Genomic DNA, 26,189 nt, shown 5'->3' with positions numbered 1-26,189 from the left:
AAGGTAAAAAGAAAAAACCTTCGCTGTCAAAGCGAAGCCAAATTGAAAGAGATGGTAATTACTTTCTGAATATATCAGTTTTTAAGAGATTACTGAAATTACGGTGCGCAGTGACCAGCTGTCTTCTTTGCGCATTTGTGATGTATCGCTTTGCCCTTTCAAGCTCTGTAAGCTGAAGCGCTATACTTATGAAGAAAAACCCCAGCGATTTCGCGCCAGGGTTCGGTATCTGATAACACTTTTCGGGATGCGCTCCAGTTATTCGTTTTCGCGCATCTTCTCCGAAAACCGCTTCGCACTTTTCGGGATGCGCTTAATCAAACGCTCCGTGGCAATGCTTGTATTTCTTGCCTGATCCGCAAGGGCAGGATTCATTACGGCTAACCTTGCCCCATGTCGTCGGATCCGCAGGGTCACGTTCTCCAGCCGGGATGATGCGTTCATCCTGCTGATGTTCGGCCCATGCATTTTCGTCAAAGTCGTTTTCGCCGGTGGTGCCGTCGATATGAACACCGGTCATTGGCGGAAGTTCCGGTTCAGGAGGCGCTTCACGGACGATTTCGACGCGCATCAGCTGGGTGATAACTACTTCACGCAGGTTTGCGAGCAGGGCCTGAAACAGTTCGAAGCCTTCGGTCTTGTACTCGTTGAGCGGATCGCGCTGAGCATAGCCACGGAAACCGACGACTGAGCGCAGATGGTCGAGATTGACGAGGTGTTCGCGCCACAGATTGTCGAGCGACTGCATGATCACCGACTTCTCGATGTAAGTCATGATCTGCGGACCGAAGCGTTCTGCCTTCTCAGCAGCAGCCTTGTCGGCGGCTTCCTTAATGCGAGCTTCAAACTCTTCCTCAGCGATGCCTTCTTCCTTGGCCCATTCATCGACAGGCAAGGCGAGGTTGAGCTTCGTGAGAATGTCGTCCTTGAGGGCGGCAATTTCCCACTTTTCAGCGTAGGCATCTTTCGGAATACGCAGCCTGACCATGTCTTCGATGACCTCGTGGCGCATCTCGTTCACTGTCTCGGTCAGGTCTTCTTCATCCATTATTTCAAGGCGCTGCTCGAAGATCACTTTACGCTGATCGTTCATAACGTCGTCGTATTTGAGCAGGTTCTTACGAATTTCGAAGTTGCGTGCTTCAACCTTGGTCTGCGCCTTTTCAAGCGCCTTGTTGATCCATGGGTGGACGATGGCTTCGTCTTCTTTCAGGCCGAGTTTCTGCAGCATGCCGTCCATACGGTCGGAGCCGAAGATGCGCATCAGGTCGTCCTGAAGCGACAGGAAGAATTTCGAACGGCCCGGATCGCCCTGACGACCAGAACGTCCGCGCAGCTGGTTGTCGATGCGGCGGCTCTCGTGACGTTCAGTGGCAAGAACGTAAAGACCACCGGCAGCGAGCGCCTTTTCTTTCAGCTTTGCGATGTCAGCCTTGATTTCGACGATTTTTGCGTCGAGCTCCGGGCCTTCAGGCACATCTGAAAGTTCCTCACGCACGCGCATTTCAAGGTTGCCGCCGAGCTGAATATCCGTACCGCGACCAGCCATATTGGTGGCGATGGTCACCGCACCGGGAACACCGGCCTGTGCAATAATGAATGCTTCCTGCTCGTGATAACGCGCGTTCAGAACCTGGAAGCCCTTGATGCCTTCCTTGCGCAGACGCTCTGCAAGCTGTTCCGATTTTTCAATCGATGTCGTACCGACGAGGACCGGCTGGCCTTTTTCGTGCGAAGCCTGAATATCGCGCACGATAGCTTTGTATTTCTCTTCGACCGTACGATAGACTTCATCATCTTCGTCGAGACGCTTGACCGGCAAGTTGGTCGGGATTTCGAGAACTTCCAGACCGTAAATATTGCCGAATTCTTCCGCTTCTGTCGCAGCCGTACCGGTCATGCCGGAGAGCTTGGTGTACATGCGGAAATAATTCTGGAAGGTGATCGAAGCCAGCGTCTGGTTTTCAGGCTGGATCGTAACCTTTTCCTTGGCTTCCAGTGCCTGATGGAGGCCTTCCGAATAGCGGCGGCCCGGCATCATGCGGCCGGTGAATTCGTCGATGATGACGATTTCGTCATTACGGACGATGTAATCCTTGTCGCGCTGGAACAGTTTATGTGCCCGCAGCGCGTTGTTCAGGTGATGGACGATTGCGACATTTTCGATGTCGTAAAGGCTTTCGCCTTTTAGATGTCCTGCAGCGTCGAGAAGCTGCTCAACCTTTTCGGTGCCGACTTCGGTGAAGATCGCCGTCTTCTGCTTCTCGTCGATTTCGAAATCTTCCGGCTCAAGAGCTGGAATGAAGGTGTCGATGAGGTTGTAGAAATCAGAGCGGTCTTCAAGCGGACCGGAAATGATCAGCGGCGTGCGCGCTTCGTCGATGAGGATCGAATCCACTTCGTCGACGATGGCGTAGTTGTGGCCGCGCTGAACCATCTGGCCACGCTCGTATTTCATATTATCACGCAGATAATCGAAGCCGAGTTCGTTGTTGGTGGCATAGGTAATGTCACAGGCATAAGCTGCCTGACGCTCATTATCATCGAGGCCGTGCTTGATGACGCCTACGGTCAGACCGAGGAAGTTATAAAGCTTGCCCATGGTTTCGGCGTCGCGGCTGGCGAGGTAATCATTGACCGTCACCACATGTACGCCCTTGCCTTCAAGCGCGTTGAGGTAGACAGGCAGGGTCGCCATCAGCGTCTTGCCTTCACCGGTACGCATTTCAGCAATACCGCGTTCATGCAGCACCATGCCGCCGATCAGCTGTACGTCGAAGGGACGCATGCCAAGCACGCGTTTGGCGGCTTCACGCGCCGTCGCGAAAGCGTCCGGCAGCAACGCGTCGAGCTTCTTGCCTTCCGCGAGAGCTGCACGGAATTCCGCAGTCTTCGCCTGAAGCTGTTCGTTGGTAAGCCCTTCGTAATTCTTCTCAAGCGCAGTAATCTGTTCCGCACGGGCCCGCAGTGATTTCACCTGGCGGTCGTTGGATGAACCGAATATCTTGCGGGCGAGGCCGCCAAAGCTGACCATTCCTGGTCCTTTCCTGTCCGTTCAGCCGGAAGCGCTTCCGGCGCCAAGCCCTTTTCGATTTCACCGAAATTCTCGAAAGGCTCTAACTCTTTGTTTTATCGCATTTTCGAACACAAAAGCGCTTTGCACTTTTACCGATAATGCTTTGTCGAATGCTTTATTCACGCGTATTGAAACAAATGCAAGAAAACTGCGCTTTAAAAGCTGCCGGATACGGCGCATTTTTCGCGTAATTCTCCCGGTCGCTTACTGGACGACAAGTCGAAGGACAGATAAGAGGGGCTTCAAGCGATGTCAACGTTGCTCGATAGGCCGGAAATCCTGTCTTTTATCGCGGACAACAGTCCTCCCGGGCCAAATTCCGCCGCATTCATGGGGCCGGTAGGCGGTCTCGAAGGAGAGAATCTCATATGAAAGCCATTCTCAAAGCCCCGTACCGCAAGGCTCTTGCCATTCTTGCCACGTCTGTTGCACTGGCAGGTTTTTCGGGCACCGTTGCCTTTGCGCAGGATGCTGCACCAAAGCCAGTTGAAGCTGCTGCATCTGCTGCCGCTTCCGAAGATCCTGCAAAGGTTCTGGCGACTGTAAACGGTAAGGATATCACCGTAGGTGAGGTCGACCAGGCCGCTGGTGATCTGGATCCGCAGTTTGCACGCCTTCCGGCTGAACAGCGCCGTCTGGCCGCTCTCGCAGCCCTCATCGACATCAAGGCGATGGCTGATGAAGCTGCGAAGGAAAAGCTCGACCAGAGCGATGAATTCAAGAGCCGTATGGAGTTCCTGCGTGAACGCGCGCTCCATAACGAATATTTCAAGGACGCGGTTGTCGACAAGATTTCCGACGCCGATGTTCGTGCGCGTTACGACAAGGAAATCGCAGCCATTCCCCCACAGGTCGAAGTGCGTGCACGTCACATTCTCGTGAAGACCAAGGAAGAAGCTGAAGCAATCATCAAGAAGCTTGAAGGCGGCGCGAAGTTTGAAGATCTCGCCAAGGAAAGCTCGACCGATGGCACCGCTGCCAATGGTGGCGATCTCGGTTACTTCTCTGAAGGCCAGATGGTTCCGGAATTCGAAAAAGCCGCTTTTGCGCTGAAGCCGGGCGAATATACCAAGGAACCTGTGCAGTCGCAGTTTGGCTTCCACGTGATTCAGCTTGAAGATCGTCGTACCAAGCAGCCGCCAGCGTTCGATCAGGTTTCCGAGCAGATTCGTTCGATCATCATGCGTGAGCGTTATGTCGAAATGGTCAAGAAGCTGCGCGATGGCATGAAGATCGACTATAAGGATCCGGCTGTCGACAAAGCCATGAAGGAAGCCGCAGCGGCACAGGCACAGGGCGATGAGGGCGATGCCCCAGCCGCTCAGCCGCAGCAGTAATCCTTGAATGAAATAAAAACGCCCCGGATTTCCGGGGCGTTTTTCATTGCGACTTAAGAGCGGCTTCAATTTTCTCCGGATAGGAGGAAATGCTCTAAGCATTTGTTTTGGAGCGCATCTTGTCCGAAAACTGCTCCACACTTTTCGGATTTCGCTTTAGTTATCTCTTGATTTTGTGCCGCAAACATTTCCAATGCGGCAGAATCAAATCGCAGCTCTTCAGAGGCACTCATGTCCGCGTCCGTATCACCGCTTGCTCCAAAACATTATCCGTCCATGCCGCTCATTCACGGTGTGCGTATTGCAACTGCTGCTGCCGGTATCAAGTATAAGGGCCGCACGGATGTCATGCTAATGGTGTTTGACAAACCTGCAGAAGTGGCGGGTGTTTTCACCCGTTCGCTTTGCCCATCCGCTCCGGTTGATTTCTGCCGTCGCAATCTTGCACATGGCAAGGCACGCGCAGTGGTGGTTAATTCCGGCAATGCCAATGCCTTTACCGGTCTTAAGGGCCGTGCAGCCACGGAAGCAACGGCAGAAGCAGCAGCCAAGGCTGTTGGCTGCAACACGACCGATGTGTTTCTTGCCTCTACCGGTGTGATCGGCGAGCCGCTTGATGCGTCGAAGTTCTCGGGCCTTTTGAGCGATATGGCAGGCTCGGCCAGCGATGATTTCTGGACGGAAGCCGCCAAAGCCATCATGACCACCGATACCTATCCGAAAGTGGCCACTGAAACGGTGCTGCTCGGTCAGGTTCCGGTAACGATCAATGGCATTGCCAAGGGTGCAGGCATGATCGCGCCTGATATGGCAACTATGCTTTCATTTGTCGTCACGGATGCACCGATCAAATCCGATGTGCTGCAAAGCCTGCTTTCCAAGGGCGTTGGCCCGACCTTCAACGCGGTCACGGTTGATAGCGATACATCCACATCTGACACGCTGATGTTGTTTGCGACGGGTTCCGCTGCTGAACGCGGCGCGCCTGAAATTACAGATGCTTCCGACAAGCGCCTCGGCGAATTCAAGAAGGCGCTGGCACGCGTTCTAAAATCGCTGGCGCTTCAGGTCGTGCGTGACGGTGAAGGCGCACGCAAGATGGTCGAAGTTGAAGTAACGGGCGCGAAGTCGGCCGCTTCGGCCAAGAAAATTGCGCTTTCCATTGCCAATTCACCGCTGGTCAAGACAGCAGTTGCCGGCGAAGACGCCAATTGGGGCCGTGTCGTCATGGCTGTCGGCAAAGCGGGAGAACCGGCTGATCGCGATCTGCTGGCAATCTGGTTCGGCGATATTCGCGTCGCGCATCAGGGCGAACGCGATCCGGCCTATTCCGAAGAGGCAACTTCCGCCTATATGCAGGGAGAAGATATTCTGATCCGCGTTGATCTGGGGATCGGTAAGGGCAAGGCGACAGTCTGGACCTGCGATCTGACGAAAGAATATGTGGCTATTAATGGCGACTACAGAAGCTGAGTTTACGGAGTTGACAGTGACAAAGCCCGGTTCCGCGCCAAGTCTTGCTATCGTTCGCCAGCTTGAGGCCGTGGGCTTTCGTGCATGGCCCGCCACGTCTGTTCATTATGACGGCACGTGGGCGATACGTATGACGGCAGCGCATCCTTCAAAGCGCCTCAACTCGGTCAACCCGCTTGATCCGGGCGATACACGTGACATTCCGGCGCGTGTCGAGCTGGCTTCGCAACGCTTCCGCGCTTACGGACGTGTGCCATGTTTTCGTCTTTCGCCGCTCGCTCCGGTCGAACTTGAAGATTATCTTGAAGGTCTGGGGTGGAAACGTCAGGACGAAACCATCGTCATGACTTCCAATCTGGAAGAGCTGGATCTGTCGAAGGAACAGGATCAGATACCGCTCAAAGATATCGGGCGCTTTGTCGAGGCATCCGTGATCATCCACGGACGCCCCAAAGAACTTCGTCCGGGGTTCTCGGAACTGCTTGATGGCATTCGTCCCAACAAGGGCATGTTTGTTCTGGAGGAGGGCGGACGCGCGGTGTCCAATGTGCTTTGCGTGCAGGATGGTGTGATGGCCGGGCTTTTCGATGTCGGTACGTTGCCGGATGCCCGTCGCAATGGATATGGGCGCGCCATAATCGGATCAACGCTTAAATGGGCTGTGAGCCTTGGTGCCAAAAAGGCGTGGCTTCAAATCGAAGCGGACAATGTGGCGGGGCTGGCACTTTATGAGCGTTTCGGCTTTCAGGAAGCCTATCGTTACGCTTACCGGGAGAGTAATGAAAAATGAGTGAGACTAAATCCCGCCGTATCGTGCTGGTTGCGGCCTGCGCGCTTGTGGATGCTGATGGACGCGTGCTTCTGGCCCAACGTCCGGAAGGAAAGTCTCTGGCCGGTCTCTGGGAGTTTCCCGGCGGCAAGGTTGAACAGGGTGAAACCCCGGAAGAAACGTTGATCCGCGAGTTGCAGGAAGAGGTTGGCATTACGACAAAGGTGGCTTGTCTTGCGCCTCTGACCTTTGCCAGCCACACCTATGACGACTTTCATTTGCTGATGCCGCTCTATGTCTGCCGCCGGTTTGAAGGTGTCGCACAAGGGCTGGAAGGGCAGGCGCTGAAATGGGTCCGGCCAAAGGATATGCGCGACTACCCAATGCCGCCAGCTGACGAGCCGCTGATCCCGTTTTTGATCGATCTTTTATGAGCTGTGGAAAGTCAAAAAATAGTACCCAAATCCTTACTCGTTAACCCTTCGCGTTAATCGATGATTCACTCAGCTACGGCATTCTCTGGGACAAGTGCCCCGGAGTTTGCCTCATGAGTTTCGATAATAATTATTTCAGTGCAGATCATAATGAATATACGCCGGGTCCACTCTCGAAAGCTGGTCGCGGCATTTTGCGCGTCGTGCTTCTTTTTGGTTCCGCTGCCGTCGCCCTTGCGCTGATCATTGTGCCGGTTTTAAACGATCAGGCCAATAAGGTTGCAGCCCAATCCGTGCTGCCGGATGGCATTGATCGAACCATGACCGGTTCGATCAAACGCGATCCAGTTGTCGCGCGTAAAGCGCCCGTTCGTCCAATCTGCATCATTGATCCGGACGGCAGCCATACGGGCGATTGCTAGAGCATTTCCTGTTTAAGATGAATCGTAGAAAATGCTCTATCTGTTTGTTTTTAAGCATGTCTTTACCCCAAAACCGGTTCCCACTTTTGGGAGACATGCTCTAAGAGCTCTATTCGATGTTCTTCAATGCATCAGCCAGCGAAGCCTTGGCAGAACCGGGCTTGAGTGGCTTTTGCTGCGATTCGTGCGGTGCCCAGCCCGATAACCAGATTGTCGAGAAAGTGGCACGGATACGTCCGTCCGGATCGCTGAAGCGTTCGGCATAAATTTCGGCGGCACGCAGGAAAAGTCGCCGCGATACAGGCTTGCGCGAGCGGTCGCGCAAAACATTCTGCATGCCCATCGCACGTAGATCGGTCATCAGATTGAAAATTGAATCATAACGTACGGTGACGTTTTCTACATCCGTTACCGGAAGTGCAAAGCCTGCGCGCTGCAAAAGGCCGCCGACATCACGCACATCCGCAAACGGGAAGACGCGCGGAGAAGCCCCGCCGGTCAGTTCAATTTCGGCCTGTAAAAGACTTTCACGTAATTCGCCCAGGGTCCCATTGCCGCTGAATGCTGCAAGGAAAAGACCGTCGGGTTTAAGTGCACGCGCAATCTGCACCATTGTACCCGGCGTATCATTGGTCGCGTGCAAAGACATGAGTGAAACGATGAGATCGACGCTGCCGGGTTTGAGCGGCAAAATTTCTTCATCTGCAACAATCGCTGCAAAAGGGCCTTTCAAGAAAGCTTCATCGCGTTCGACGCGCAGGATCAGATCGGCTTTACCTGATCGGGCAATGGCTGCGGCGGCAGACCCATTGTGGCCAGCAAGGTCGACAGCAACAGGAAAGTGACGCTTGACAGCATCCAGCCGGTCTTCCAGATCTTCGGCAGCGCGACGCAACAGAAAATCCGCACCTGGTTCAGCGCGTCTGAATGCGCGCCGACGGAAGGCCAGCAAAAGATCGCGATCGAATATCGCACTTTCGTGTGCGGGAGCGGATGAGGGAGCGGCCATTGCGATTCCGTCTTCTCTTTCGAGCATGCTGAGATAAAGTAGAAGCATTTCCAGCAAAAGTGTGAAGCGGTTTTGCGTGGGATAATGCGTGAAAGCAAATGATTAGATGCATTCGAACGGGGGCGAATGCAATGGCAGATGACGGCAGATCGCATCAAAGCTTGTTGTACAGGATCAAAACGAACGCACTCAGCGTCGTTCGTGGCGGCTTACGCTATTCTTCGGATATTTTGTTTCCGGCGAGTTGTATCGGTTGCCGTACGCAGGTTTCCGAACCGGGAACCCTATGCCCGCAATGCTGGTCGCAGTTGCGCTTTATCGAAAAGCCCTATTGTCCGGTGCTGGGCATTCCGTTCAATCATGATTTCGGCGAGAATTTCATGAGCGCTGAGGCCATTGCCGACCCGCCGCCGTTCCGCCGATTACGATCGGCAGTGTTGCATCGGGGGGCGGCACAGCGCATGGCGGTGGCACTCAAGTTTCATGACCGAACCGATCTTGCGCCGTGGATGGCGCGCTGGATGCAGCGGGCAGGGCGAGAATTGCTGGATGAATGTGATGTTATTCTGCCTGTGCCTTTGCACAGGTGGCGCTTCTGGTCGCGACGTTTCAATCAGTCGGCAGAATTGGCCCGAACGTTGTCAGAGCTGAGCAACAAGCCTTTTGCCCCACAGGCGGTCAAGCGTATTCGCCGTACCGATCAGCAGATCGGGCTTGGTCTGAAAGAGCGAAAGCGTAATGTCGACGGCGCGTTCCGGGTTCCGAAGGAACACGATATTCATGTGCGGGGGCGTCGCATTTTGCTGATTGATGATGTCTACACGACCGGATCGACCGTGAAAGCTACGACCCGCGCCTTGCTGCGCGGTGGGGCAAAGAGTGTTGACGTGTTGACATTTAGTCGCGTCCTGCCCGACACATAAATACAGTTTCGTGAATGCATGAGGGGCTTCCAGATCAGTGCGTTGCCACTTATATAGTTGGCAACGAATGGAGTTTTTCATGGTTGATGTTACCATTTATACCCGCCCAGGCTGCCCTTATTGCACGCGTGCAGTGGGGCTTCTCAATGAGAAGGGCGTTCAGTTCAACGAAATCAATGCGGGTGCCACGCCTGAACTGCGTGCAGAAATGCAGGAGCGTTCGGGCCGCAACACTTTCCCGCAGATTTTTGTGGGTTCGGTTCATGTCGGCGGTTGCGACGATCTTTTTGCGCTCGACAATGCCGGCAAGCTTGATGGCCTGCTTGCAACCGGCGCACTGAACTAAATTTAGGGGAGATACCAATGAGCACTTTTCGCGCCGCTGCTGTCCAGATGCGTTCAGGCACCGATATTGTTCGCAATGTCGAAGCTTTGGAAAAACTGGTTTCTGATGCTGTGGCAAAGGGTGCTCATTATGTGCAGACCCCTGAAATGACCGGCGCGCTGATGCGCGACCGTGTGGCCTTTTTTGCAAGCTTGCGCGATGAAAGCAATGACCTTGTGTTCAGGGCTGCATCGGCGCTTGCAAAGAAGCACGGCATTTTTCTGCATATCGGCTCAACGGCCATTGATGTGGGCGACGGCAAGATCGCCAATCGCGGTGGCATCTTCGCGCCTTCAGGCGAAAAGATTACCACTTATGACAAGGTTCATATGTTCGATGTTGATCTCGACAATGGCGAAAGCTGGCGCGAATCGGCAACCTATGAGCCGGGCAAAGAAACCGTTATTGCCGAATTGCCCTTTGCTAATGTCGGTATGGCTGTTTGCTACGATATTCGCTTCCCGCAGCTTTTCCGCGCGCAGGCGCTCGCCGGTGCCAATGTGATCACAGCACCTGCTGCTTTCACCAGGCAGACGGGTGAAGCCCACTGGCATATTTTGCAGCGTGCACGTGCGATTGAAAATGGTGCATTCCTGATTTCAGCAGCACAAGGTGGCCTCCATGAAGACGGTCGCGAGACCTACGGCCATTCGCTGATCGTCTCGCCTTGGGGCAAGGTTCTGGCGGAAGCAGCCCACGACGAACCGGCTGTCATTGTTGCAGATATTGACATTGCGGAAAGTGCAAGCGCACGCGCCAAAGTGCCTAATCTCAAGAATGCGCGTGAGTTCTCGGTTAAGGTTGCCTCCGCAAAAGAGAAAGAGGACGCATAATCCATGATCCGCTTTTCGCTTCATTGCGATCACGGCCATGAGTTTGAGGGCTGGTTCCGCGATAATGCTGATTTTGATCGGCAGGCGGAGCGCAAGCTTGTATCCTGTCCGTCCTGTGGATCGCTGCAAGTGCAGAAGTCGCTGATGGCGCCTGCTGTATCCACCAGCCGCTCGAAAGAGCAGGTGGCGATTGCCATGGGTGAAGCACAGAAGCAGGTGCTGGATGAGATGCGCGAGCTGAGCCGCAAGGTTCGCGAGAATGCGGATTATGTCGGCGATCAGTTTGCCGAAGAGGCCCGCAAGATCCACTTTGGTGAGACTGAAGCGCGCGGCATTTACGGCGAAGCTTCCAGGGAAGACGTTCATTCTCTCATCGAAGACGGTGTCGATGTGATGCCGCTGCCTGTCTTCCCGGAAGACAAGAACTGATTTTATAAAGATTATCGAATTGCGTGAGGGGGCACACGGCGCATGAAACTTCTGGATTCCGCGCCTTTCCTGTTGCTTGCCACTGGCACGTTGCTAGGCCTCATTTTACCTCTGGGAAAAATTGCTGCGGAAGCCGGTGTTCCGCCTGCAATGTGGACATTCCTGTTTTCAGCCAGTGCGGGGATTATTCTGCTTCTGGTTTTGCTTTTGAGCAAAAAGCGGGTTGGGATGTCTTACGGCAAGCTGCGTTATTACATCTGCACGGCGGCGATTTCTTACGCGCTGCCGAATCTGCTGATCCTGTCGGCTATTCCGCGCCTTGGTGCTGGTTTCACGGGAATCATGTACACGCTTTCGCCGGTCATGACGCTGGTGATCTCAATGGGATTTGGTCTGCGCCGTCCCAACGGGCTTGGTATCGCAGGGATTGTCGCTGGGTTCATCGGCGCAATCATGGTGGCAATGACACGTGGAGAAGTAGGCAAGCCTGCTGATCCATTGTGGATTGGACTCGCACTTCTCATTCCGGTGCTTCTGGCAATGGGGAATGTCTATCGCACGCTCGACTGGCCTAAAAATGCGGATCCAACGGAACTTGCCGCAGGTAGTCATCTGGCTGCAGCTGTGATGCTTTTTGTGGGTATTTTCCTGTTTAGCGGCAACTTTCCAATTGAGACACTGGCTCTGGCGCCGATGACGGCAGTTGCACAAGCTATTGCCTCGGCAGGCATGTTCGCTCTGTTTTTTCGGCTGCAGGCGGTCGGTGGGCCAGTTTATCTCAGCCAGATCGGCTATGTTGCAGCAGCTCTCGGGTTGATTTCCGGCACGCTATTTTTGGGCGAAAACTATCCGCCGCTCACATGGATAGGTGCCGTCGTCATCGCCTTTGGTGTGGCGCTGACGACAAAAGCTCAGAAGCGGTAATTATTGACGACGTTCTGCGAGAACCATGTAGTTCACATCGGTATCGCGTGAGCGGCTCCAGCTGTCGGCAAGCGGATTATAAGTGACACCAAGCTTGTCGATAAGGGTGAGGCCAGCCTTGGAAAATGCAGCTTCCAGTTCTTCAGGGCGCACCAGCTTCTCATATTGATGCGTGCCGCGAGGCAGCCAGCGCAATACATATTCAGCGCCGATGATTGCAAGGCCATAGGCTTTGAGTGTGCGATTGATGGTGGCCACGAACATCAGGCCGCCCGGCTTCACCATTTCGCTGGTCGCAGACATGAACAGATCAACGTCAGAGACGTGTTCGACCACTTCCATGTTGAGAACGACATCGAACTTCTCGCCAGCCTCAGCCAGTGCTTCTGCGGTGGTTGCACGATAATCGACTTCGACACCGCTTTGGGCGGCGTGGATTTTTGCAACTTCGATATTGGTTTCGGATGCATCCGCACCAATCACCGTTGCGCCGAGACGCGACATCGGCTCGCACAGAAGTCCTCCGCCGCAGCCGATATCGAGAAAGCGCAAGCCTTCAAACGGGCGAGGGCTGTTGGGATCGCGATTGAACTTCTCGCAGACCTTTTCCTTGATATAGGTGAGCCGCGTCGGATTGAACTTGTGAAGCGGACGGAACTTGCCCTGCGGGTCCCACCATTGTGCGGCAATGCGCGAAAAATGCTCGATTTCGGAAGCATCGATCGTGGTGCGGGCAGTCTCAGTCATATCATTCTCCAGCGGACGCAGCATACAGTCCTGCTCTCAAGGTAGAGCTTTAAAGTCAAGGATCAAATCAATTTCGCGGTTTGACTTGAAGCATTATTGTTTCACGGGAATCACACCCTTGCGGAAGCGCGACATTTTAGCTATGTGACCCCGGGTTTGTCTGTCGCAAGAAAATAAGGTTTCGGCAGGCGTTAGTGTAATTTTTCAAAAGACGGGACGTATCCTTAAATGGCGCGCATCGTGATGAAATTCGGCGGCACTTCTGTGGCCGATCTGGAACGCATCTCTAATGTGGCGCGCCACGTCAAACGTGAAGTCGATGCCGGCAATCAGGTTGCCGTCGTTGTCTCCGCCATGTCGGGCAAGACCAACGAACTGGTCAGCTGGGTGCAGAGCATGCCCAAGGTTGCCGGTGGCACTTCACCCTTCTACGATGCGCGCGAATATGATGCGATCGTTGCTTCTGGCGAACAGGTAACGAGTGGCCTTCTGGCGATTGCGCTGCAGTCTATTGGTGTGGACGCCCGTTCGTGGCAGGGCTGGCAGATTCCGATCAAGACCGACAATGCGCATGGCGCCGCCCGTATTCAGGAAATCGACGGTTCGGAAATCATCCGTCGCATGGAAATGGGGCAGGTTGCCGTTGTTGCCGGTTTCCAGGGTATCGGCCCGGATAACCGCATTGCAACGCTGGGCCGTGGCGGCTCTGACACTTCAGCTGTGGCGATTGCCGCCGGTGTGAAGGCTGACCGTTGCGATATCTATACCGATGTCGATGGCGTCTATACGACCGACCCGCGCATCGAACCCAAGGCAAAGCGCCTTTCACGCATTACGTTTGAAGAAATGCTGGAAATGGCTTCGCTCGGTGCCAAGGTGCTTCAGGTACGCTCGGTCGAGCTTGCCATGGTACATAAAGTTCGCACCTTCGTGCGCTCAAGTTTTACGGACCCCAATGCACCGGGCATGGATGATCCGATCAACCCGCCCGGAACGCTCATTTGCGACGAGGATGAAATCGTGGAACAGCAGGTCGTCACTGGTATCGCTTATGCGAAGGATGAAGCTCAGATTTCGCTCCGACGCGTGGCCGACCGGCCAGGCATTTCGGCTGCGATTTTCGGACCTCTGGCCGAAGAGCACATCAATGTCGATATGATCGTACAGAACGTGTCGGAAGACGGTTCGAAAACCGACATGACGTTCACGATCCCGACCGGTGATATCGACAAGGCACTGCGCGTTCTCGATAAAGTGAAGGCGGAAATCGGCTCCGATCACATTCAGTCGGAAACCGGCCTTGCCAAGATTTCGGTGATCGGTATTGGCATGCGCAGCCATGCAGGTGTTGCAGCAACTGCCTTCAAGGCATTGGCTGAAAAAGGCATCAATATCCGTGCTATCACCACGTCGGAAATCAAGATTTCCATCCTGATTGATGGGCCTTACGCAGAACTCGCTGTGCGTACACTGCATGGCGTCTATGGGCTTGATAAATAATCAGCGCTTAGTCGGATCATTAGCCGGCTGAGAGGCTCGCAACCAAAGACCCGTTTTGAAACAATGCCGCTCACCGTTTTCGGGGGCGGCATTGTCTTATTATACAAGTTGTCAGATTTTCTGACGAAGAGACTAGACGCGCGTGTCAAAAATGCTCACAAAGGATTTGGCGTAACGCTTCGCAGGCGGGTAATGGGAACTGGCTTTGCGTGAAGCTAAGCCTGTACCAGAATGAGGAGCCCCCGACGATCATGCGTGATCTGACAACCGGTCCCCGCGTGCTGTTGAAGCGGCTGCGCGAATTGATGGCGGAGCCGCTGGAGCCGCAGGAGCGTCTTGACCGGATTGTCCGTGAAATCGCGCAAAACATGGTTGCGGAAGTCTGCTCCTTTTACATCCTTCGCGCCGATGGTGTGCTTGAGCTCTACGCCACTGAAGGTCTTAATCCACAATCCGTTCACCTGGCGCAGTTGCGTTTGGGGCAGGGCCTTGTCGGCACCATTGCTGCGAGTGCACGCCCTTTGAACCTGACCGACGCGCAGAGCCACCCGGCTTTTGCCTATCTGCCGGAAACAGGCGAAGAAGCCTATAATTCATTCCTCGGTGTTCCGGTGCTTCGCGCTGGCCGCACTTTGGGCGTTCTTGTTGTCCAGAACCAGACCAAGCGCGCTTATCGTGAGGACGAGGTAGAAGCACTTGAAACGACAGCCATGGTTCTGGCCGAAATCATTGCGACGGGAGATGGTCTGCGTCTCGCGCGTCCAGGCATTGAACTGGATCTTGGCCGTCCGATGAGTGTGACTGGCAATGGGCTCAATGACGGCATCGGCCTTGGCCATGTCGTACTGCACGAGCCGCGTATCGTTGTAACCAATCTCTTCAATGAAGACAGTCAGGCTGAGCTGGTCCGACTGGAAGAAGCGTTGGGGTCTTTGCGCATTTCGATTGATGATATGCTTTCGCGCCGCGATGTGGCGATTGAAGGTGAGCATCGTGAAGTGCTGGAAGCCTACCGCATGTTTGCCCATGATCGCGGCTGGGTACGCCGTCTCGAAGAAGCAGTTCACAATGGTTTGACCGCCGAAGCAGCTGTCGAAAAGGTTCAGAGCGACACGCGTGCGCGCATGGTGCATCTGACCGATCCTTATATGCGTGAGCGCCTGTCCGACTTCGATGATCTGGCCAATCGTTTGCTGCGACAGCTCATGGGGCGCGATGTAAAGACCATGGCCGAATCTCTGGCCAAGGACGCGATCATTGTTGCGCGAACCATGGGTGCTGCCGAACTCCTTGATTATCCGCGTGAACGTTTGCGCGGCGTGGTTCTGGAAGATGGTGCAGCAACAAGTCATGTGGTGATTGTTGCACGCGCGATGGGGATTCCGGTCGTGGGACAGGCCAAAGGCGCTGTTTCCATGGCTGAAAACAACGATGCGGCGATTGTCGATGGCGATGAGGGCATCGTGCATCTGCGTCCGCAGTCGGATGTTGAAGCCGCCTATGCGGAAAAGGTTCGTTTCCGTGCCCGTCGTCAGGCGCTTTATCGTGAATCGCGCGACAAGCCTGCTCTGACAAAGGACGGCGTCGATATCTCGCTGCTGATGAATGCCGGTTTGCTGGTGGATCTGCCGCAACTTTCGGCATCGGGCGCTGCCGGTATTGGTTTGTTCCGTACCGAACTTCAGTTCATGGTGGCGTCGACTTTCCCGCGTGCTGAACAGCAGGAACGGCTTTATCGCTCGGTAATCGAGGCGGCAGGCAACAAGCCTGTCACCTTCCGGACGCTCGATATTGGCGGCGATAAGGTGCTCCCCTATTTCCGTGCCACAGCGCAGGAAGAAAATCCGGCTCTCGGCTGGCGCGCGATCCGTCTGACATTGGATCGTCCGGGCTTGCTGCGCACACAGTTGCGCGCGCTGCTGAAAGCTGCGGGTGGGCGTGAACTTAAAATCATGCTGCCGATGGTCACGGAAGTTAGTGAAGTGAAGGCCGCGCGCGAGATCATTGATCGCGAAGTCCGTCATCTTTCCCGCTTTGCTCATACACTGCCGCTCAATCTCAAACTCGGTGCGATGATCGAAGTGCCTGCACTTCTGTGGCAGCTTGATGAGTTGATGGCGATTGTCGACTTTGTCTCGGTTGGCTCCAACGATCTGTTCCAGTTTCTGATGGCGGTCGATCGCGGCAATTCGCTGATTTCCGGTCGTTTCGATCAGCTTTCGCCAGCCTTCCTGCGTACGCTTCGTCATATTGTCGATGCTGGAAATCGCCATGGAAAGCCGGTTACGTTATGCGGTGAAATGGCGGGCCGTCCGTTGACTGCGATGGCGCTGCTTGGCCTCGGCTTCCGCTCGATTTCCATGTCGGCGGCCAATATCGGACCAGTGAAGGCGATGCTTGGCGCGCTTGATGTAAGCAAACTCAATGCATTGTTGAACGAGAAGCTGGACAAGCCCAATGGCGCACATTCGATGCGTGAATTGCTGCTTCAGTTTGCCGAAGACAACGATATTCCGTTATAGCGTAGCAAATTGCATGGAATGTTTGGGTGCCGCGCATTGCGCGCGGCGCTCAATACTGCTTATTCGCGTAACAGCTATAGATACCAGGACATACCAATGATCGCATTGCCACAGGACCGGATGGACCAGCTTCTCAAGCGGTTCTCGATGATTGAAAGCCAGATGGCGAACAATCCGGATTCGGAAACCTATGTAAAGCTTGCGTCGGAATATTCCGAGCTTCAGGACGTCGTGGGCAAAATCCGTGAACTGACCGATGCGCGTAATGAAGCGCGGGACCTCGCTTCCATGCGCGATGACGCATCGACCGATGCTGAGATGCGGGCGCTGGCGGTGGAAGAACTGCCGGGCGTGCTTGAGCGGATTGAGGGGCTGGAGCAGGAAGTGCAGATTCTTCTTCTGCCGAAAGATGCCGCCGACGAGAAGAATGCAATCCTTGAAATCCGTGCCGGTACAGGTGGACTGGAAGCCGCGCTTTTCGCAGGCGATCTTTTCCGCATGTATGAGCGTTTTGCAGCCGAAAAAGGCTGGCGGGTCGAACTGGTGTCGGCCAGCGAGGGGGACGCAGGCGGCTATAAGGAAATCATTGCCACGGTTTCGGGCAAAGGTGTCTTCTCAAAGCTCAAATTCGAATCAGGTGTGCATCGCGTGCAGCGCGTGCCTGAAACCGAAGCGGGCGGGCGCATTCATACATCCGCTGCAACCGTTGCGGTGTTGCCGGAAGCCGAAGATATCGACATTGAAATCCGCAACGAGGATATCCGCATCGATACGATGCGCGCCTCCGGTGCCGGCGGACAGCACGTCAACACGACTGACTCGGCTGTGCGTATTACCCATATTCCAACGGGCATCATGGTGGTGCAGGCCGAAAAATCTCAGCACCAGAACCGTGCCCGTGCCATGCAGATCCTGCGCGCACGTCTTTACGATATGGAGCGGCAGAAGGCTGAGAGTGAACGGTCGGAATCACGTCGCAGCCAGGTCGGTTCGGGTGATCGTTCCGAGCGCATCCGTACCTATAATTTTCCACAGGGCCGCGTTACTGATCACCGTATCAATCTGACCCTCTATAAGCTTGATCGTGTGATGATGGGTGAGCTCGACGAACTGGTCGATGCATTGATCTCCGATCACCAGACAGCACTTCTGATGGAACTGGGTGAAAACGCGTGAGCGGCGAGCGTCTTGATAGCTTGATGGCATCAAGCCGTGCACGGCTGCGTGCGGCAGAACTCGATACACCCGATCTCGACGCAGAGCTTCTGGTCGAGTGGATCACCGGCGCAACGCGACTTGATCTGATTTCCTCGCCGGAGAAGCTCATTGATGAAGTGCAGGTCGTGCAATTGAATGACGCACTGGAGCGTCGGATAGCTGGCGAGCCTGTACATCGCATTATCGGCATGCGCGAGTTTTATGGTTTGCCTTTCCGCCTTTCACCGGAAACGCTTGAACCTCGCCCTGATACTGAAGCGCTGGTTGAGCTGGTTTCACCCTATCTCGAAAAACTGATCGTACAGCATGGCCGGGCAACGACGCTCGACATGGGCACCGGGACCGGCGCCATCGTGATTTCACTGCTGCATCAGTTTGAAAAACTTCACGGCGTCGGACTGGACGTTGCTGAAGGCGCACTGGCCATGGTGCGGATCAATGCGGCGATGAATGGCGTGAGCGACAGATTTGCGGCGCTCAAAAGCGACTGGTTTGCCAATGTGCGTGGGCGGTTTCATCTTATTGTTTCAAATCCCCCCTATATTCCGCATGAAGAAATCGCGGATCTGTCGCGAGAAGTGCGTGAGCACGATCCGATGGCGGCCCTTGATGGAGGCGCGGATGGACTGGATTTTTATCGTGCCCTTGCAAAACATGCGGCCGGGTACTTATATAAGGATGGAATAGTTGCCGTCGAAATTGGCGCAGGCCAGTTTGACGATGTGAGCGTGATTTTTGAAAGCGCCGACTTCCATTTGATCAATAATGCAAGCGATCTCGGTGGCCATAGAAGGGCCATGGTTTTCACGCAGAAAGATGCAATGGGCTTTTAAACGAACGAGTGTCGGAGTTGTGTGTGGTCTGATTGAAACAGATCGACGCATCCAACGATGTTTTCAGCGCGTATCATGTCCAAAAACCATTTCACAGTTTTCGGGATGCGCTGTAAAAAACGCTCGATGATGCTAAAAAAGCGCTTGGAATTTGACGCGAAGCCGTTTAGTTTCCAGCCACCGTATACAGCCAGAATGGTTTTGCCCGCTTGAGGGCGGTGGCGGAAATGCTCCATGACGACTTTGGGTCATGCTCCCATGTGGGTTTTCTCATGGGATGGTTTGTACGGAAGTGCACGACTTTCAAAAATAGTTCCGAGAAGTTCGTCTTTTCGGATCGGGTCTTGCAAAATGCCAACCCGAAAGGTTCGTGTTGTCTTTGATGGACAGTGCGGAACTCAGAACCATTCGATGTGTGGGAAGTTTTAGGGTGTGCTTCCTCCATGGCTCGATAATGCGAAGCCGGTGGCTTTACGCTACGGGAATTTTACGCCCTTTAATCTGAAAAGAGATGACTATGAGGCCAGCACAGCAGAACAGGCGCATGCGCGGACGGGGGAATAACAATAATAATAACAACAATAACCGCAAGGGCCCCAATCCTCTGTCGCGTAATTATGAAAGCAATGGTCCGGACGTAAAAATCCGCGGCAATGCTCAACATATTGCAGAAAAATATACGACACTGGCTCGTGACGCGCAGGCGTCCGGCGATCGTGTCATCGCTGAAAATTATCTTCAGCACGCAGAACATTACAATCGCATCATCATGGCTGCCATGGCGCAGCAGAACATTCCATATCAGCGCGAAGAAAACTTCGACAATGATGGTGGTGATGAAGATGAAAATGAAAACGGCTTTGTTCAAGCCGCTTCCGCACCGCAGCCAGTAAACGGTTCGGGCCCGCAGCCTGTTATCGAAGGCACACCTGCTGAAGTCGTCTATGGCGACCAAGGCAGTGAGAACCGTTCGGAAAACCGCTCGCAACCCCGTGACGGACGCGATCAGCGTCGTCTTGGTCGCGGTCGTCGCCCGCAACGCGAACGTTTCAATTCAGAAGATACTTCGGAACAGCCTTCCGTAGAGACGCCGGTTGCTGCAGCTGACGAACAGCCAGCTCCAGTATCAGCACCGGTCGTTGAAAAGCCCGCACGCGCTGAAAAGCCTGCCAAGGTTGTCGTAGAGGAAGCCGCTCCTGTCGTTGAAAAGGCTGCTCCTGCGGCTGAAGCACCAGTTGCAGCTTCGGCTGAAGAAGAAGCTCCTGTCCGCCGCACTACGCGACGTCCGGGTCGTCCGCGTCGTGTTGCCAAGGATGAAGGCGCTGGCGATACACCGGTTGCTGAAACGGCGGATTCCGACGCTTAGTTTTTAAACCGACAACTGATTGATATTCAAAGATGGCGTGGTTTTCCGCGCCATTTTTATTTGCGCCTTTATAGCGATTACGGTCTTGCCGAAACCTGTCCATCTTCCCATATGATTTGACGGATAAGGAGCTTGCCGAATTCGGGAGCTCCGTCACCAAATATCTTTCGATGCCAGAATGGGTCGGAAGGAAAAGGAGACATCATGAATATTGAAAAATACACGGAACGGGTTCGGGGTTTTATTCAGTCGGCTCAGACCTTTGCTCTTTCATCGGGCAATCAGCAGTTCACGCCTGAACATCTTTTGAAAGTGCTCGTCGATGACGAAGAAGGCCTGGCTGCATCTCTGATTGAACGCGCGGGCGGTCGCATTGCTGATGTGCGTCTTGGATTGCAGAATGCGCTCGAGAAGCTGCCGAAAGTAAGCGGTGGCAATGACCAGCTTTATCTTGCGCAGCCATTGGCGAAGGTTTTCACCTTGGCTGAAGAGCTTGCGAACAAGGCAGGTGACAGCTTTGTCACAGTTGAACGACTTCTCACTGCACTTGCTATAGAGAAATCCGCCAAAACATCTGAAATTCTGGCCGCTGCTGGTGTAACGCCAACGGCGCTCAACAAGGTCATCAACGATATGCGTAAGGGTCGTACTGCCGATTCGGCTTCCGCTGAAAGCAACTACGATGCGCTCAAGAAATATGCGCGCGATCTCACGGAAGATGCACGTGCGGGTAAGCTCGATCCGGTTATCGGTCGCGATGAAGAAATTCGACGCACGATTCAGGTTCTGTCACGTCGCACCAAGAACAATCCGGTTCTGATTGGTGAGCCAGGCGTTGGTAAAACTGCGATCGCAGAAGGTCTGGCGCTTCGTATCGTCAATGGTGACGTGCCCGAATCGCTTAAAGACAAGCAGTTGATGGCGCTCGACATGGGGTCGCTTATCGCTGGTGCAAAATATCGTGGCGAGTTTGAAGAACGTCTGAAGGCTGTGCTTTCAGAAGTGCAGACGGCTGCTGGCCAGATCATTTTGTTCATTGATGAAATGCACACGCTTGTCGGTGCTGGTAAATCAGATGGTGCGATGGATGCATCGAACCTTCTCAAGCCTGCACTTGCTCGTGGCGAACTGCACTGCGTTGGCGCAACCACGCTTGAGGAATATCGCAAATATGTTGAGAAGGACGCAGCGCTTGCCCGTCGCTTCCAGCCGGTATTTGTCGATGAACCGACGGTAGAAGATACCATTTCGATTCTGCGCGGACTGAAGGAAAAATACGAGCAGCATCACAAGGTTCGCGTTTCTGACTCGGCGCTTGTGGCCGCCGCTACGCTTTCCAACCGCTATATCACAGATCGCTTCCTGCCGGATAAGGCTATCGATCTGGTCGATGAAGCCGCGTCGCGTTTGCGCATGCAGGTGGATTCCAAGCCTGAAGAGCTCGATGAGATTGATCGCCGCGCAATGCAGCTCAAAATCGAGCGTGAAGCGCTGAAGGTTGAAACCGATGCAGCCTCCATAGATCGCTTGCAGCGTCTTGAAAAAGAGCTGTCCGATCTGGAAGAAGAGTCGGCTGAACTGACAGCGAAATGGCAGGCTGAAAAGCAGAAGCTCGGCCTTGCGGCAGATTTGAAGCGTCAGCTCGAAGAAGCCCGCAATGCTTTGGCCATCGCACAGCGCAGCGGTGAGTTCCAGAAGGCAGGTGAACTTGCCTATGGTACGATCCCGCAGCTCGAAAAGCAGCTTGTCGACGCTGAAAGCAACGAGAATAAAGGCTCGCTGCTTGAGGAAACCGTGACGCCTGAACATGTCGGGCAGATCGTTGCCCGCTGGACTGGCATTCCGGTTGAACGGATGCTGGAAGGTGAGCGCGAAAAGCTTCTGCGTATGGAAGACGAAATCGGCAAGCGGGTTATCGGTCAGGGCGAGGCCGTTCAGGCGGTTTCGCGAGCTGTCCGCCGTGCACGTGCTGGTCTTCAGGATCCGAACCGGCCAATCGGCTCGTTCATTTTCCTCGGACCAACCGGTGTGGGTAAGACCGAACTGACCAAGGCATTGGCCTCGTTCCTTTTCCAGGACGACACGGCAATGGTGCGTATCGATATGTCGGAATTCATGGAGAAGCATTCCGTGAGCCGTCTGATTGGTGCACCTCCCGGTTATGTCGGCTATGAAGAGGGTGGCGTTCTGACGGAAGCTGTGCGTCGCAGACCATATCAGGTGATCCTGTTCGATGAGATCGAAAAGGCGCATCCGGATGTGTTCAACGTGCTGCTGCAGGTTCTTGATGACGGTCGTCTGACCGACGGTCAGGGCCGTACGGTCGATTTCCGCAACACGGTCATCATCATGACCTCGAACCTCGGCGCTGAATATCTTGTCAATCTCGGCGAGAAGGATGATGTCGAAAGCGTTCGCGATGAGGTGATGGGTGTCGTGCGGGCTGCGTTCCGTCCGGAATTCCTGAACCGCGTTGATGAGATCATCCTGTTCCACAGGCTGCGTCGTGATGACATGGGTTCGATCGTCGACATCCAGATGAAGCGTCTGCAGGCTCTCCTGCATGATCGCAAGATCACGCTGGAACTTGAAGACGATGCCCGTGAATGGCTGGCAAACAAGGGTTATGATCCGGCTTATGGTGCGCGTCCGTTGAAGCGCGTCATCCAGAAGGAGGTTCAGGACCCGCTGGCCGAGCGTATTCTGCTTGGTGACATTCTTGATGGTTCCATCGTCAAGATATTGCCTGGCTCAGATCGCCTCAACTTCCGCCCGATTCGCGTGGCGGTTGAAGATGAGCCTGTGAAGGAAAACGCAGACGCGTAAAGCCTGATGTGTGATGTTCAAAAGCGCCGCAGTCATCCGATTGCGGCGCTTTTTCTTTTTTCTGCAAGCGTGAACGGTATTTATGGCCATCTTCATGTCCAGTTCATCTGGCATTTGCTGTTATTGAATAAACAATTGTTAACCATATAACTGCATCCATACGGCATAAGATCATTCAGGGTTTCCTCCATGTCGCATCTCTTACGCATGCTTCGCTTCGGATTGTTCGGTTCTGCAATCATTCTTGCAGCAGGGGCGGCAGCTCATGCGGAAGAGCGCGATGCGACGACCAATGTTTCGCAGCCCGTGCAGATGGCCCAGCTTTTCGACTGGGGTAATGAGCGTAGCCGGGATCAAGGCCGTGATAGGGGCGTGCGGGTTTACACTGATGAATATGGTCGTCAGGTAACGCTCGACCGACGCGGACGTGTCATCAATATTGAAGATCCACGCGAATCCGACCGTTATGCGCGCGGTGGTCAGCAGGGTGGAAACTGGTCCGACGGCCCGGTCGGTGGTGGTGCGCCCTATGACGGCTTTGGCAATGTACCGGAAGATCCGAACTATTATCCGGATGCCCCTTCAGCACCTGCTTACGATTATAATCGCGACGGACAGGTTCAGCGTTCCGAGTTGCCGCCCGCTGGCACTGAATATCCTGACACTGAATCGCCGACCGCCAGCATCAATCGTGACCCGGGATATGAGCAGCCGCCCGTGCAACCGCATGCTGTACCGAATCCCGATGACATGACTCCAGCTATAGAAATGCCGAAAGGGCAGGGAGCGAAGGAAAAGATCGCTGCCTATCAGATTCTGCTGGATCGGGCAGGCGCATCGCCGGGTGTCATTGATGGTCGTTCGGGCAGCAATGTCGATAAGGCCGCTGCAGCTTTTGGCGAGATGACTGGCAAGATCCTCGATCCAAAGGATGACGCCGCGATCAATGCTGAGCTGGAAGCGACCGGCGGCGCAGCCTTCACCGAATATACGATCACCAATGAAGATGTCGGCCGTCAATATGTAGCGTCCATTCCGGATGATTATGCGCATAAGGCTCAGCTTCCAGCCATGGCCTATACGTCTGTCACGGAAATGCTCGGTGAAAAGTTTCATATAGACGAGGCTTATCTCAAAGAGATCAATCCAGGCGTCAACTTCAACCAGCCGGGTTCTATCGTCAAAGTCCCTAATCTGGGAAAGCCAGTGCGTACAAAGGTTGCGCGAATCATCGCCGACAAAGGGCGTAAGCAAGTGCGCGGCTATGACGAAACCGGCAAACTCGTCGTGGCCTATCCTTCGACGATCGGTTCGTCGGACACACCATCCCCGTCGGGCATCGTGCAGGTGCAGCGTATCGCCATCAATCCAAACTACACCTACAATCCGAAGATCAACTTCAAACAGGGCAGCAATGACAAGGTTCTGACCATTCCTCCGGGACCGAACGGGCCTGTCGGCACTGTCTGGATCGCGCTTTCCAAGCCGACTTACGGTATTCACGGAACGCCTGAGCCTTCAAGGATTGGCAAAACATCCAGCCATGGCTGCGTACGGTTGACCAATTGGGATGCTGAAGAGCTGGCCAAGCTTGTAAAAGCGGGCGTGACGGTCGAGTTCACGGAGTGAACTTGGCGACAGCATAAATAAAAGGTGCGGTGCATTTTAGAGCGCATCCCGAAAAGTGTGAAACGGTTTTCGGAAAAGATGCGCGTTAAAACAAACAGTTAGAGCGTGTTTCGATTTGATTCAATCAGATCGAAACACGCTCTAAAAGATGCGCCGCGCTTTCGCGGTTTGTGTGTTCTTAGATAAACCAATAGGCCGGGGCGACGAATTATTAGCTCTTTGTCGACCCGCTGGAGGCAAGCTTAGTGCCATTGCCTGCATCATCCGTATCCAGGAGCGTATCGATACGGTCACGTTCCTGCTTGAAAGCTTCCAGCTCTTTGCCTTTGAGCGCTTTATTATCTGGCAGGCGGATACGAAGCGGATCAACTTTGGTCCCGTTGACGATCAGTTCGTAGTGAAGATGTGGTCCGGTCGACAGTCCGGTTGATCCGACATAACCGATCACCTGGCCCTGACGTACACGCGATCCCGCAGTTACGCCGCGCGCAATTGCATTCTGGTGAGAGTAGCTGCTGACATAGCCATTGGCGTGACGAATCAAAGTCTGATTGCCGTAACCATTGGTCCATCCGGCCTTTTCCACCACACCATTACCCGATGAGATGATTGGTGTGCCGCGCGGTGCCGCCCAATCGACGCCTGTATGCATTCGGCTGTAGCCAAGAATTGGATGTCGGCGCATACCGAATGGGGAACGGAACACACCATTCGGAACTGGATTGCGTAACAGAAACTGCTTCGCACTTTTGCCGTCTTCATTGAAATAATCGACGGTGCCGTCCGGCGCCTGATAGCGATAGAATTTACGCGTCGTTCCGCCGAAGGTTGCTGACACGAAAAGAAGCTGCGAATCGCCTTCGGTCTTTTCCGGATCTTCCGGAAGCGAGAAGAAGGCATCAATATTATCACTCTGCGAAAGCCGGGCCTGAAGGTCGACATCGGTTGCGAGCATTTTAACAAGCTGTTCGCGCATGTTTTCCGTCATGCCATAAGCAAGTGCTGCGCGGCTGATCCCGTCATAGACACTTGGGAGATTGCCGCGAATAGCAGTCGGTGGTGCATCGCCATCAAAGGCGGATGCGAGAAGCGGTGTTTCTTCAGGCTGATCGGACGGTACATATTGCTTACGATCATTGAGAGAAACCGTCACCAGATGCGTCGTCCGGTGATAAATGCTCGCTCTGACGATACGATCCTCGCCATCCTGTGTCTCTGTGCCGATACGCAGCACGCTGCCTTCTTTAAGGCGTGGCGAATTCAGTAATTTGGTAAGCGCATCCGCCATATCGGTTGCGTCTTCGCCCGTATAGCCGGCATTTTGCAGTGCTTGACCGATGTCCATCGTCTGACGGAAAGGAATCAGCTCTTCCGAGAAGCCATCAGTGGCCTCCTCATCGTCAGCGCGCTGGGAAACACTGACATTTTCCTGCGTGATCTTGACGCCAAGGGCAGGGCTGAGCGCAAAAGACGAATCTGTTCCACCGAAACGTGCTGGATCGACATAATGTAGTGAGGCAACCTGCACATCGCC

Annotated in this window: 22 protein-coding genes (1 of these 22 only partly in view); 17 read left to right on the top strand and 5 right to left on the bottom strand. The window is 54.2% G+C overall.

Translation table 11 applies throughout. From position 1 onward, the window contains the following. Positions 1–313: 313 nt before the first annotated feature. Complete coding sequence (gene secA / locus ACSME1_RS05815) at positions 314–3,034, bottom strand: preprotein translocase subunit SecA (protein ID WP_024899662.1); 2,721 nt, start codon at positions 3,032–3,034, stop codon at positions 314–316. A gap of 410 nt (positions 3,035–3,444) precedes the next feature. Here secA and ACSME1_RS05810 point away from each other — a divergent pair, with 410 nt between their 5' ends. Then, positions 3,445–4,413: a peptidylprolyl isomerase gene (locus ACSME1_RS05810; RefSeq protein ID WP_105708356.1), complete on the top strand. Its 969-nt coding sequence runs from the start codon at positions 3,445–3,447 to the stop codon at positions 4,411–4,413. Between the two features lie 65 nt (positions 4,414–4,478). Here the strand turns inward: ACSME1_RS05810 and ACSME1_RS05805 are convergent, their stop codons facing one another. Then, positions 4,479–4,646 (bottom strand): hypothetical protein, encoded by a 168-nt coding sequence (locus tag ACSME1_RS05805; RefSeq protein WP_157803346.1) that lies wholly within the window; start codon positions 4,644–4,646, stop codon positions 4,479–4,481. On the opposite strand from ACSME1_RS05805, the gene argJ reads away from it, so the two are divergent. The 4 genes from argJ (at position 4,645) to ACSME1_RS05785 (ending at position 7,511) form a co-directional block, all read left to right on the top strand. Beyond that, complete coding sequence (gene argJ, locus ACSME1_RS05800; protein ID WP_024899664.1) at positions 4,645–5,886, top strand: bifunctional glutamate N-acetyltransferase/amino-acid acetyltransferase ArgJ; 1,242 nt, start codon at positions 4,645–4,647, stop codon at positions 5,884–5,886. The genes ACSME1_RS05805 and argJ overlap by 2 nt on opposite strands. Then, positions 5,867–6,676 (top strand): GNAT family N-acetyltransferase, encoded by an 810-nt coding sequence (locus ACSME1_RS05795; protein ID WP_105708354.1) that lies wholly within the window; start codon positions 5,867–5,869, stop codon positions 6,674–6,676. The genes argJ and ACSME1_RS05795 overlap by 20 nt, the downstream gene beginning before the upstream one ends. Then, entirely contained in the window at positions 6,673–7,089 is a 417-nt protein-coding gene (gene mutT / locus ACSME1_RS05790; protein WP_105708352.1) for an 8-oxo-dGTP diphosphatase MutT, read from the top strand. The genes ACSME1_RS05795 and mutT overlap by 4 nt, the downstream gene beginning before the upstream one ends. Positions 7,090–7,202: 113 nt before the next feature. Beyond that, positions 7,203–7,511, top strand: coding sequence for a hypothetical protein (locus ACSME1_RS05785; RefSeq protein ID WP_024899667.1), 309 nt, complete (start codon positions 7,203–7,205; stop codon positions 7,509–7,511). A 109-nt stretch (positions 7,512–7,620) separates the two neighbouring features. Here the strand turns inward: ACSME1_RS05785 and ACSME1_RS05780 are convergent, their stop codons facing one another. Then, on the bottom strand, positions 7,621–8,520 hold the full coding sequence (locus ACSME1_RS05780; protein WP_036568138.1) for a methyltransferase domain-containing protein: 900 nt from the start codon (positions 8,518–8,520) through the stop codon (positions 7,621–7,623). Between the two features lie 131 nt (positions 8,521–8,651). Between ACSME1_RS05780 and ACSME1_RS05775 the strand changes: the two genes are divergently transcribed. The 5 genes from ACSME1_RS05775 (at position 8,652) to ACSME1_RS05755 (ending at position 12,014) form a co-directional block, all read left to right on the top strand. Beyond that, positions 8,652–9,443: a ComF family protein gene (locus ACSME1_RS05775; protein ID WP_105708350.1), complete on the top strand. Its 792-nt coding sequence runs from the start codon at positions 8,652–8,654 to the stop codon at positions 9,441–9,443. A 79-nt stretch (positions 9,444–9,522) separates the two neighbouring features. Next, on the top strand, positions 9,523–9,789 hold the full coding sequence (grxC, locus tag ACSME1_RS05770) for a glutaredoxin 3 (RefSeq protein WP_024899670.1): 267 nt from the start codon (positions 9,523–9,525) through the stop codon (positions 9,787–9,789). A gap of 17 nt (positions 9,790–9,806) precedes the next feature. Next, entirely contained in the window at positions 9,807–10,661 is an 855-nt protein-coding gene (locus tag ACSME1_RS05765) for a carbon-nitrogen hydrolase family protein (protein ID WP_105708348.1), read from the top strand. 3 nt (positions 10,662–10,664) lie between these two features. Beyond that, complete coding sequence (locus tag ACSME1_RS05760) at positions 10,665–11,090, top strand: DUF1178 family protein (protein WP_024899672.1); 426 nt, start codon at positions 10,665–10,667, stop codon at positions 11,088–11,090. Positions 11,091–11,132: 42 nt separating this feature from the next. Further along, positions 11,133–12,014 (top strand): DMT family transporter, encoded by an 882-nt coding sequence (locus ACSME1_RS05755; protein ID WP_024899673.1) that lies wholly within the window; start codon positions 11,133–11,135, stop codon positions 12,012–12,014. Here the strand turns inward: ACSME1_RS05755 and ubiG are convergent, their stop codons facing one another. Next, positions 12,015–12,761, bottom strand: coding sequence for a bifunctional 2-polyprenyl-6-hydroxyphenol methylase/3-demethylubiquinol 3-O-methyltransferase UbiG (ubiG, locus tag ACSME1_RS05750; protein WP_105535462.1), 747 nt, complete (start codon positions 12,759–12,761; stop codon positions 12,015–12,017). Between the two features lie 228 nt (positions 12,762–12,989). On the opposite strand from ubiG, the gene ACSME1_RS05745 reads away from it, so the two are divergent. The 7 genes from ACSME1_RS05745 to ACSME1_RS05715 all read left to right on the top strand — a co-directional run bounded on the left by ACSME1_RS05745 (position 12,990) and on the right by ACSME1_RS05715 (position 24,655). After that, positions 12,990–14,261, top strand: a complete 1,272-nt coding sequence (locus ACSME1_RS05745; protein ID WP_435654905.1) for an aspartate kinase — start codon at positions 12,990–12,992, stop codon at positions 14,259–14,261. A gap of 251 nt (positions 14,262–14,512) precedes the next feature. Further along, entirely contained in the window at positions 14,513–16,783 is a 2,271-nt protein-coding gene (gene ptsP / locus ACSME1_RS05740) for a phosphoenolpyruvate--protein phosphotransferase (RefSeq protein ID WP_100558529.1), read from the top strand. A 96-nt stretch (positions 16,784–16,879) separates the two neighbouring features. Next, a complete protein-coding gene (gene prfA, locus ACSME1_RS05735; protein WP_024899677.1) occupies positions 16,880–17,959 on the top strand; it encodes a peptide chain release factor 1 in 1,080 nt (359 codons plus the stop codon). Between the two features lie 23 nt (positions 17,960–17,982). Beyond that, the gene (prmC, locus tag ACSME1_RS05730) at positions 17,983–18,834 is read left to right on the top strand and encodes a peptide chain release factor N(5)-glutamine methyltransferase (RefSeq protein WP_105708357.1); all 852 of its coding nucleotides are present in this window, start codon (positions 17,983–17,985) and stop codon (positions 18,832–18,834) included. A 517-nt stretch (positions 18,835–19,351) separates the two neighbouring features. After that, positions 19,352–20,200, top strand: coding sequence for a DUF4167 domain-containing protein (locus tag ACSME1_RS05725; RefSeq protein ID WP_100558530.1), 849 nt, complete (start codon positions 19,352–19,354; stop codon positions 20,198–20,200). Positions 20,201–20,404: 204 nt separating this feature from the next. Further along, complete coding sequence (clpB, locus tag ACSME1_RS05720) at positions 20,405–23,026, top strand: ATP-dependent chaperone ClpB (RefSeq protein WP_024899681.1); 2,622 nt, start codon at positions 20,405–20,407, stop codon at positions 23,024–23,026. A gap of 189 nt (positions 23,027–23,215) precedes the next feature. After that, a complete protein-coding gene (locus tag ACSME1_RS05715; RefSeq protein WP_105708346.1) occupies positions 23,216–24,655 on the top strand; it encodes a L,D-transpeptidase in 1,440 nt (479 codons plus the stop codon). Between the two features lie 211 nt (positions 24,656–24,866). Here the strand turns inward: ACSME1_RS05715 and ACSME1_RS05710 are convergent, their stop codons facing one another. Continuing rightward, a protein-coding gene (locus ACSME1_RS05710) for a M23 family metallopeptidase (protein WP_024899683.1) crosses the window boundary here: on the bottom strand, positions 24,867–26,189 show its 3' portion. The gene runs 639 nt beyond the window's last position; the window shows 1,323 of its 1,962 coding nt (coding positions 640–1,962); its start codon lies beyond the right edge, outside the window — the gene reads right to left on this strand; its stop codon occupies positions 24,867–24,869.

The organism is Brucella pituitosa (genome assembly GCF_965577835.1).
Taxonomy (GTDB): Bacteria; Pseudomonadota; Alphaproteobacteria; order Rhizobiales; family Rhizobiaceae; genus Brucella; species Brucella pituitosa.
The sequence above is the reverse complement of the archived record's forward strand: the minus strand, read 5'-3'. Positions and strand labels throughout refer to the sequence as shown.

Bases quoted from the DNA above. Each gene is read 5' to 3' on its own strand.
- secA (WP_024899662.1), bottom strand. From the start codon at position 3,034: ATGGTCAGCTTTGGCGGCCTCGCCCGCAAGATATTCGGTTCATCCAAC.
- ACSME1_RS05810 (WP_105708356.1), top strand. From the start codon at position 3,445: ATGAAAGCCATTCTCAAAGCCCCGTACCGCAAGGCTCTTGCCATTCTT.
- argJ (WP_024899664.1), top strand. From the start codon at position 4,645: ATGTCCGCGTCCGTATCACCGCTTGCTCCAAAACATTATCCGTCCATG.
- ACSME1_RS05805 (WP_157803346.1), bottom strand. From the start codon at position 4,646: ATGAGTGCCTCTGAAGAGCTGCGATTTGATTCTGCCGCATTGGAAATG.
- ACSME1_RS05795 (WP_105708354.1), top strand. From the start codon at position 5,867: ATGGCGACTACAGAAGCTGAGTTTACGGAGTTGACAGTGACAAAGCCC.
- mutT (WP_105708352.1), top strand. From the start codon at position 6,673: ATGAGTGAGACTAAATCCCGCCGTATCGTGCTGGTTGCGGCCTGCGCG.
- ACSME1_RS05785 (WP_024899667.1), top strand. From the start codon at position 7,203: ATGAGTTTCGATAATAATTATTTCAGTGCAGATCATAATGAATATACG.
- ACSME1_RS05780 (WP_036568138.1), bottom strand. From the start codon at position 8,520: ATGGCCGCTCCCTCATCCGCTCCCGCACACGAAAGTGCGATATTCGAT.
- ACSME1_RS05775 (WP_105708350.1), top strand. From the start codon at position 8,652: ATGGCAGATGACGGCAGATCGCATCAAAGCTTGTTGTACAGGATCAAA.
- grxC (WP_024899670.1), top strand. From the start codon at position 9,523: ATGGTTGATGTTACCATTTATACCCGCCCAGGCTGCCCTTATTGCACG.
- ACSME1_RS05765 (WP_105708348.1), top strand. From the start codon at position 9,807: ATGAGCACTTTTCGCGCCGCTGCTGTCCAGATGCGTTCAGGCACCGAT.
- ACSME1_RS05760 (WP_024899672.1), top strand. From the start codon at position 10,665: ATGATCCGCTTTTCGCTTCATTGCGATCACGGCCATGAGTTTGAGGGC.
- ACSME1_RS05755 (WP_024899673.1), top strand. From the start codon at position 11,133: ATGAAACTTCTGGATTCCGCGCCTTTCCTGTTGCTTGCCACTGGCACG.
- ubiG (WP_105535462.1), bottom strand. From the start codon at position 12,761: ATGACTGAGACTGCCCGCACCACGATCGATGCTTCCGAAATCGAGCAT.
- ACSME1_RS05745 (WP_435654905.1), top strand. From the start codon at position 12,990: ATGGCGCGCATCGTGATGAAATTCGGCGGCACTTCTGTGGCCGATCTG.
- ptsP (WP_100558529.1), top strand. From the start codon at position 14,513: ATGCGTGATCTGACAACCGGTCCCCGCGTGCTGTTGAAGCGGCTGCGC.
- prfA (WP_024899677.1), top strand. From the start codon at position 16,880: ATGATCGCATTGCCACAGGACCGGATGGACCAGCTTCTCAAGCGGTTC.
- prmC (WP_105708357.1), top strand. From the start codon at position 17,983: ATGGCATCAAGCCGTGCACGGCTGCGTGCGGCAGAACTCGATACACCC.
- ACSME1_RS05725 (WP_100558530.1), top strand. From the start codon at position 19,352: ATGAGGCCAGCACAGCAGAACAGGCGCATGCGCGGACGGGGGAATAAC.
- clpB (WP_024899681.1), top strand. From the start codon at position 20,405: ATGAATATTGAAAAATACACGGAACGGGTTCGGGGTTTTATTCAGTCG.
- ACSME1_RS05715 (WP_105708346.1), top strand. From the start codon at position 23,216: ATGTCGCATCTCTTACGCATGCTTCGCTTCGGATTGTTCGGTTCTGCA.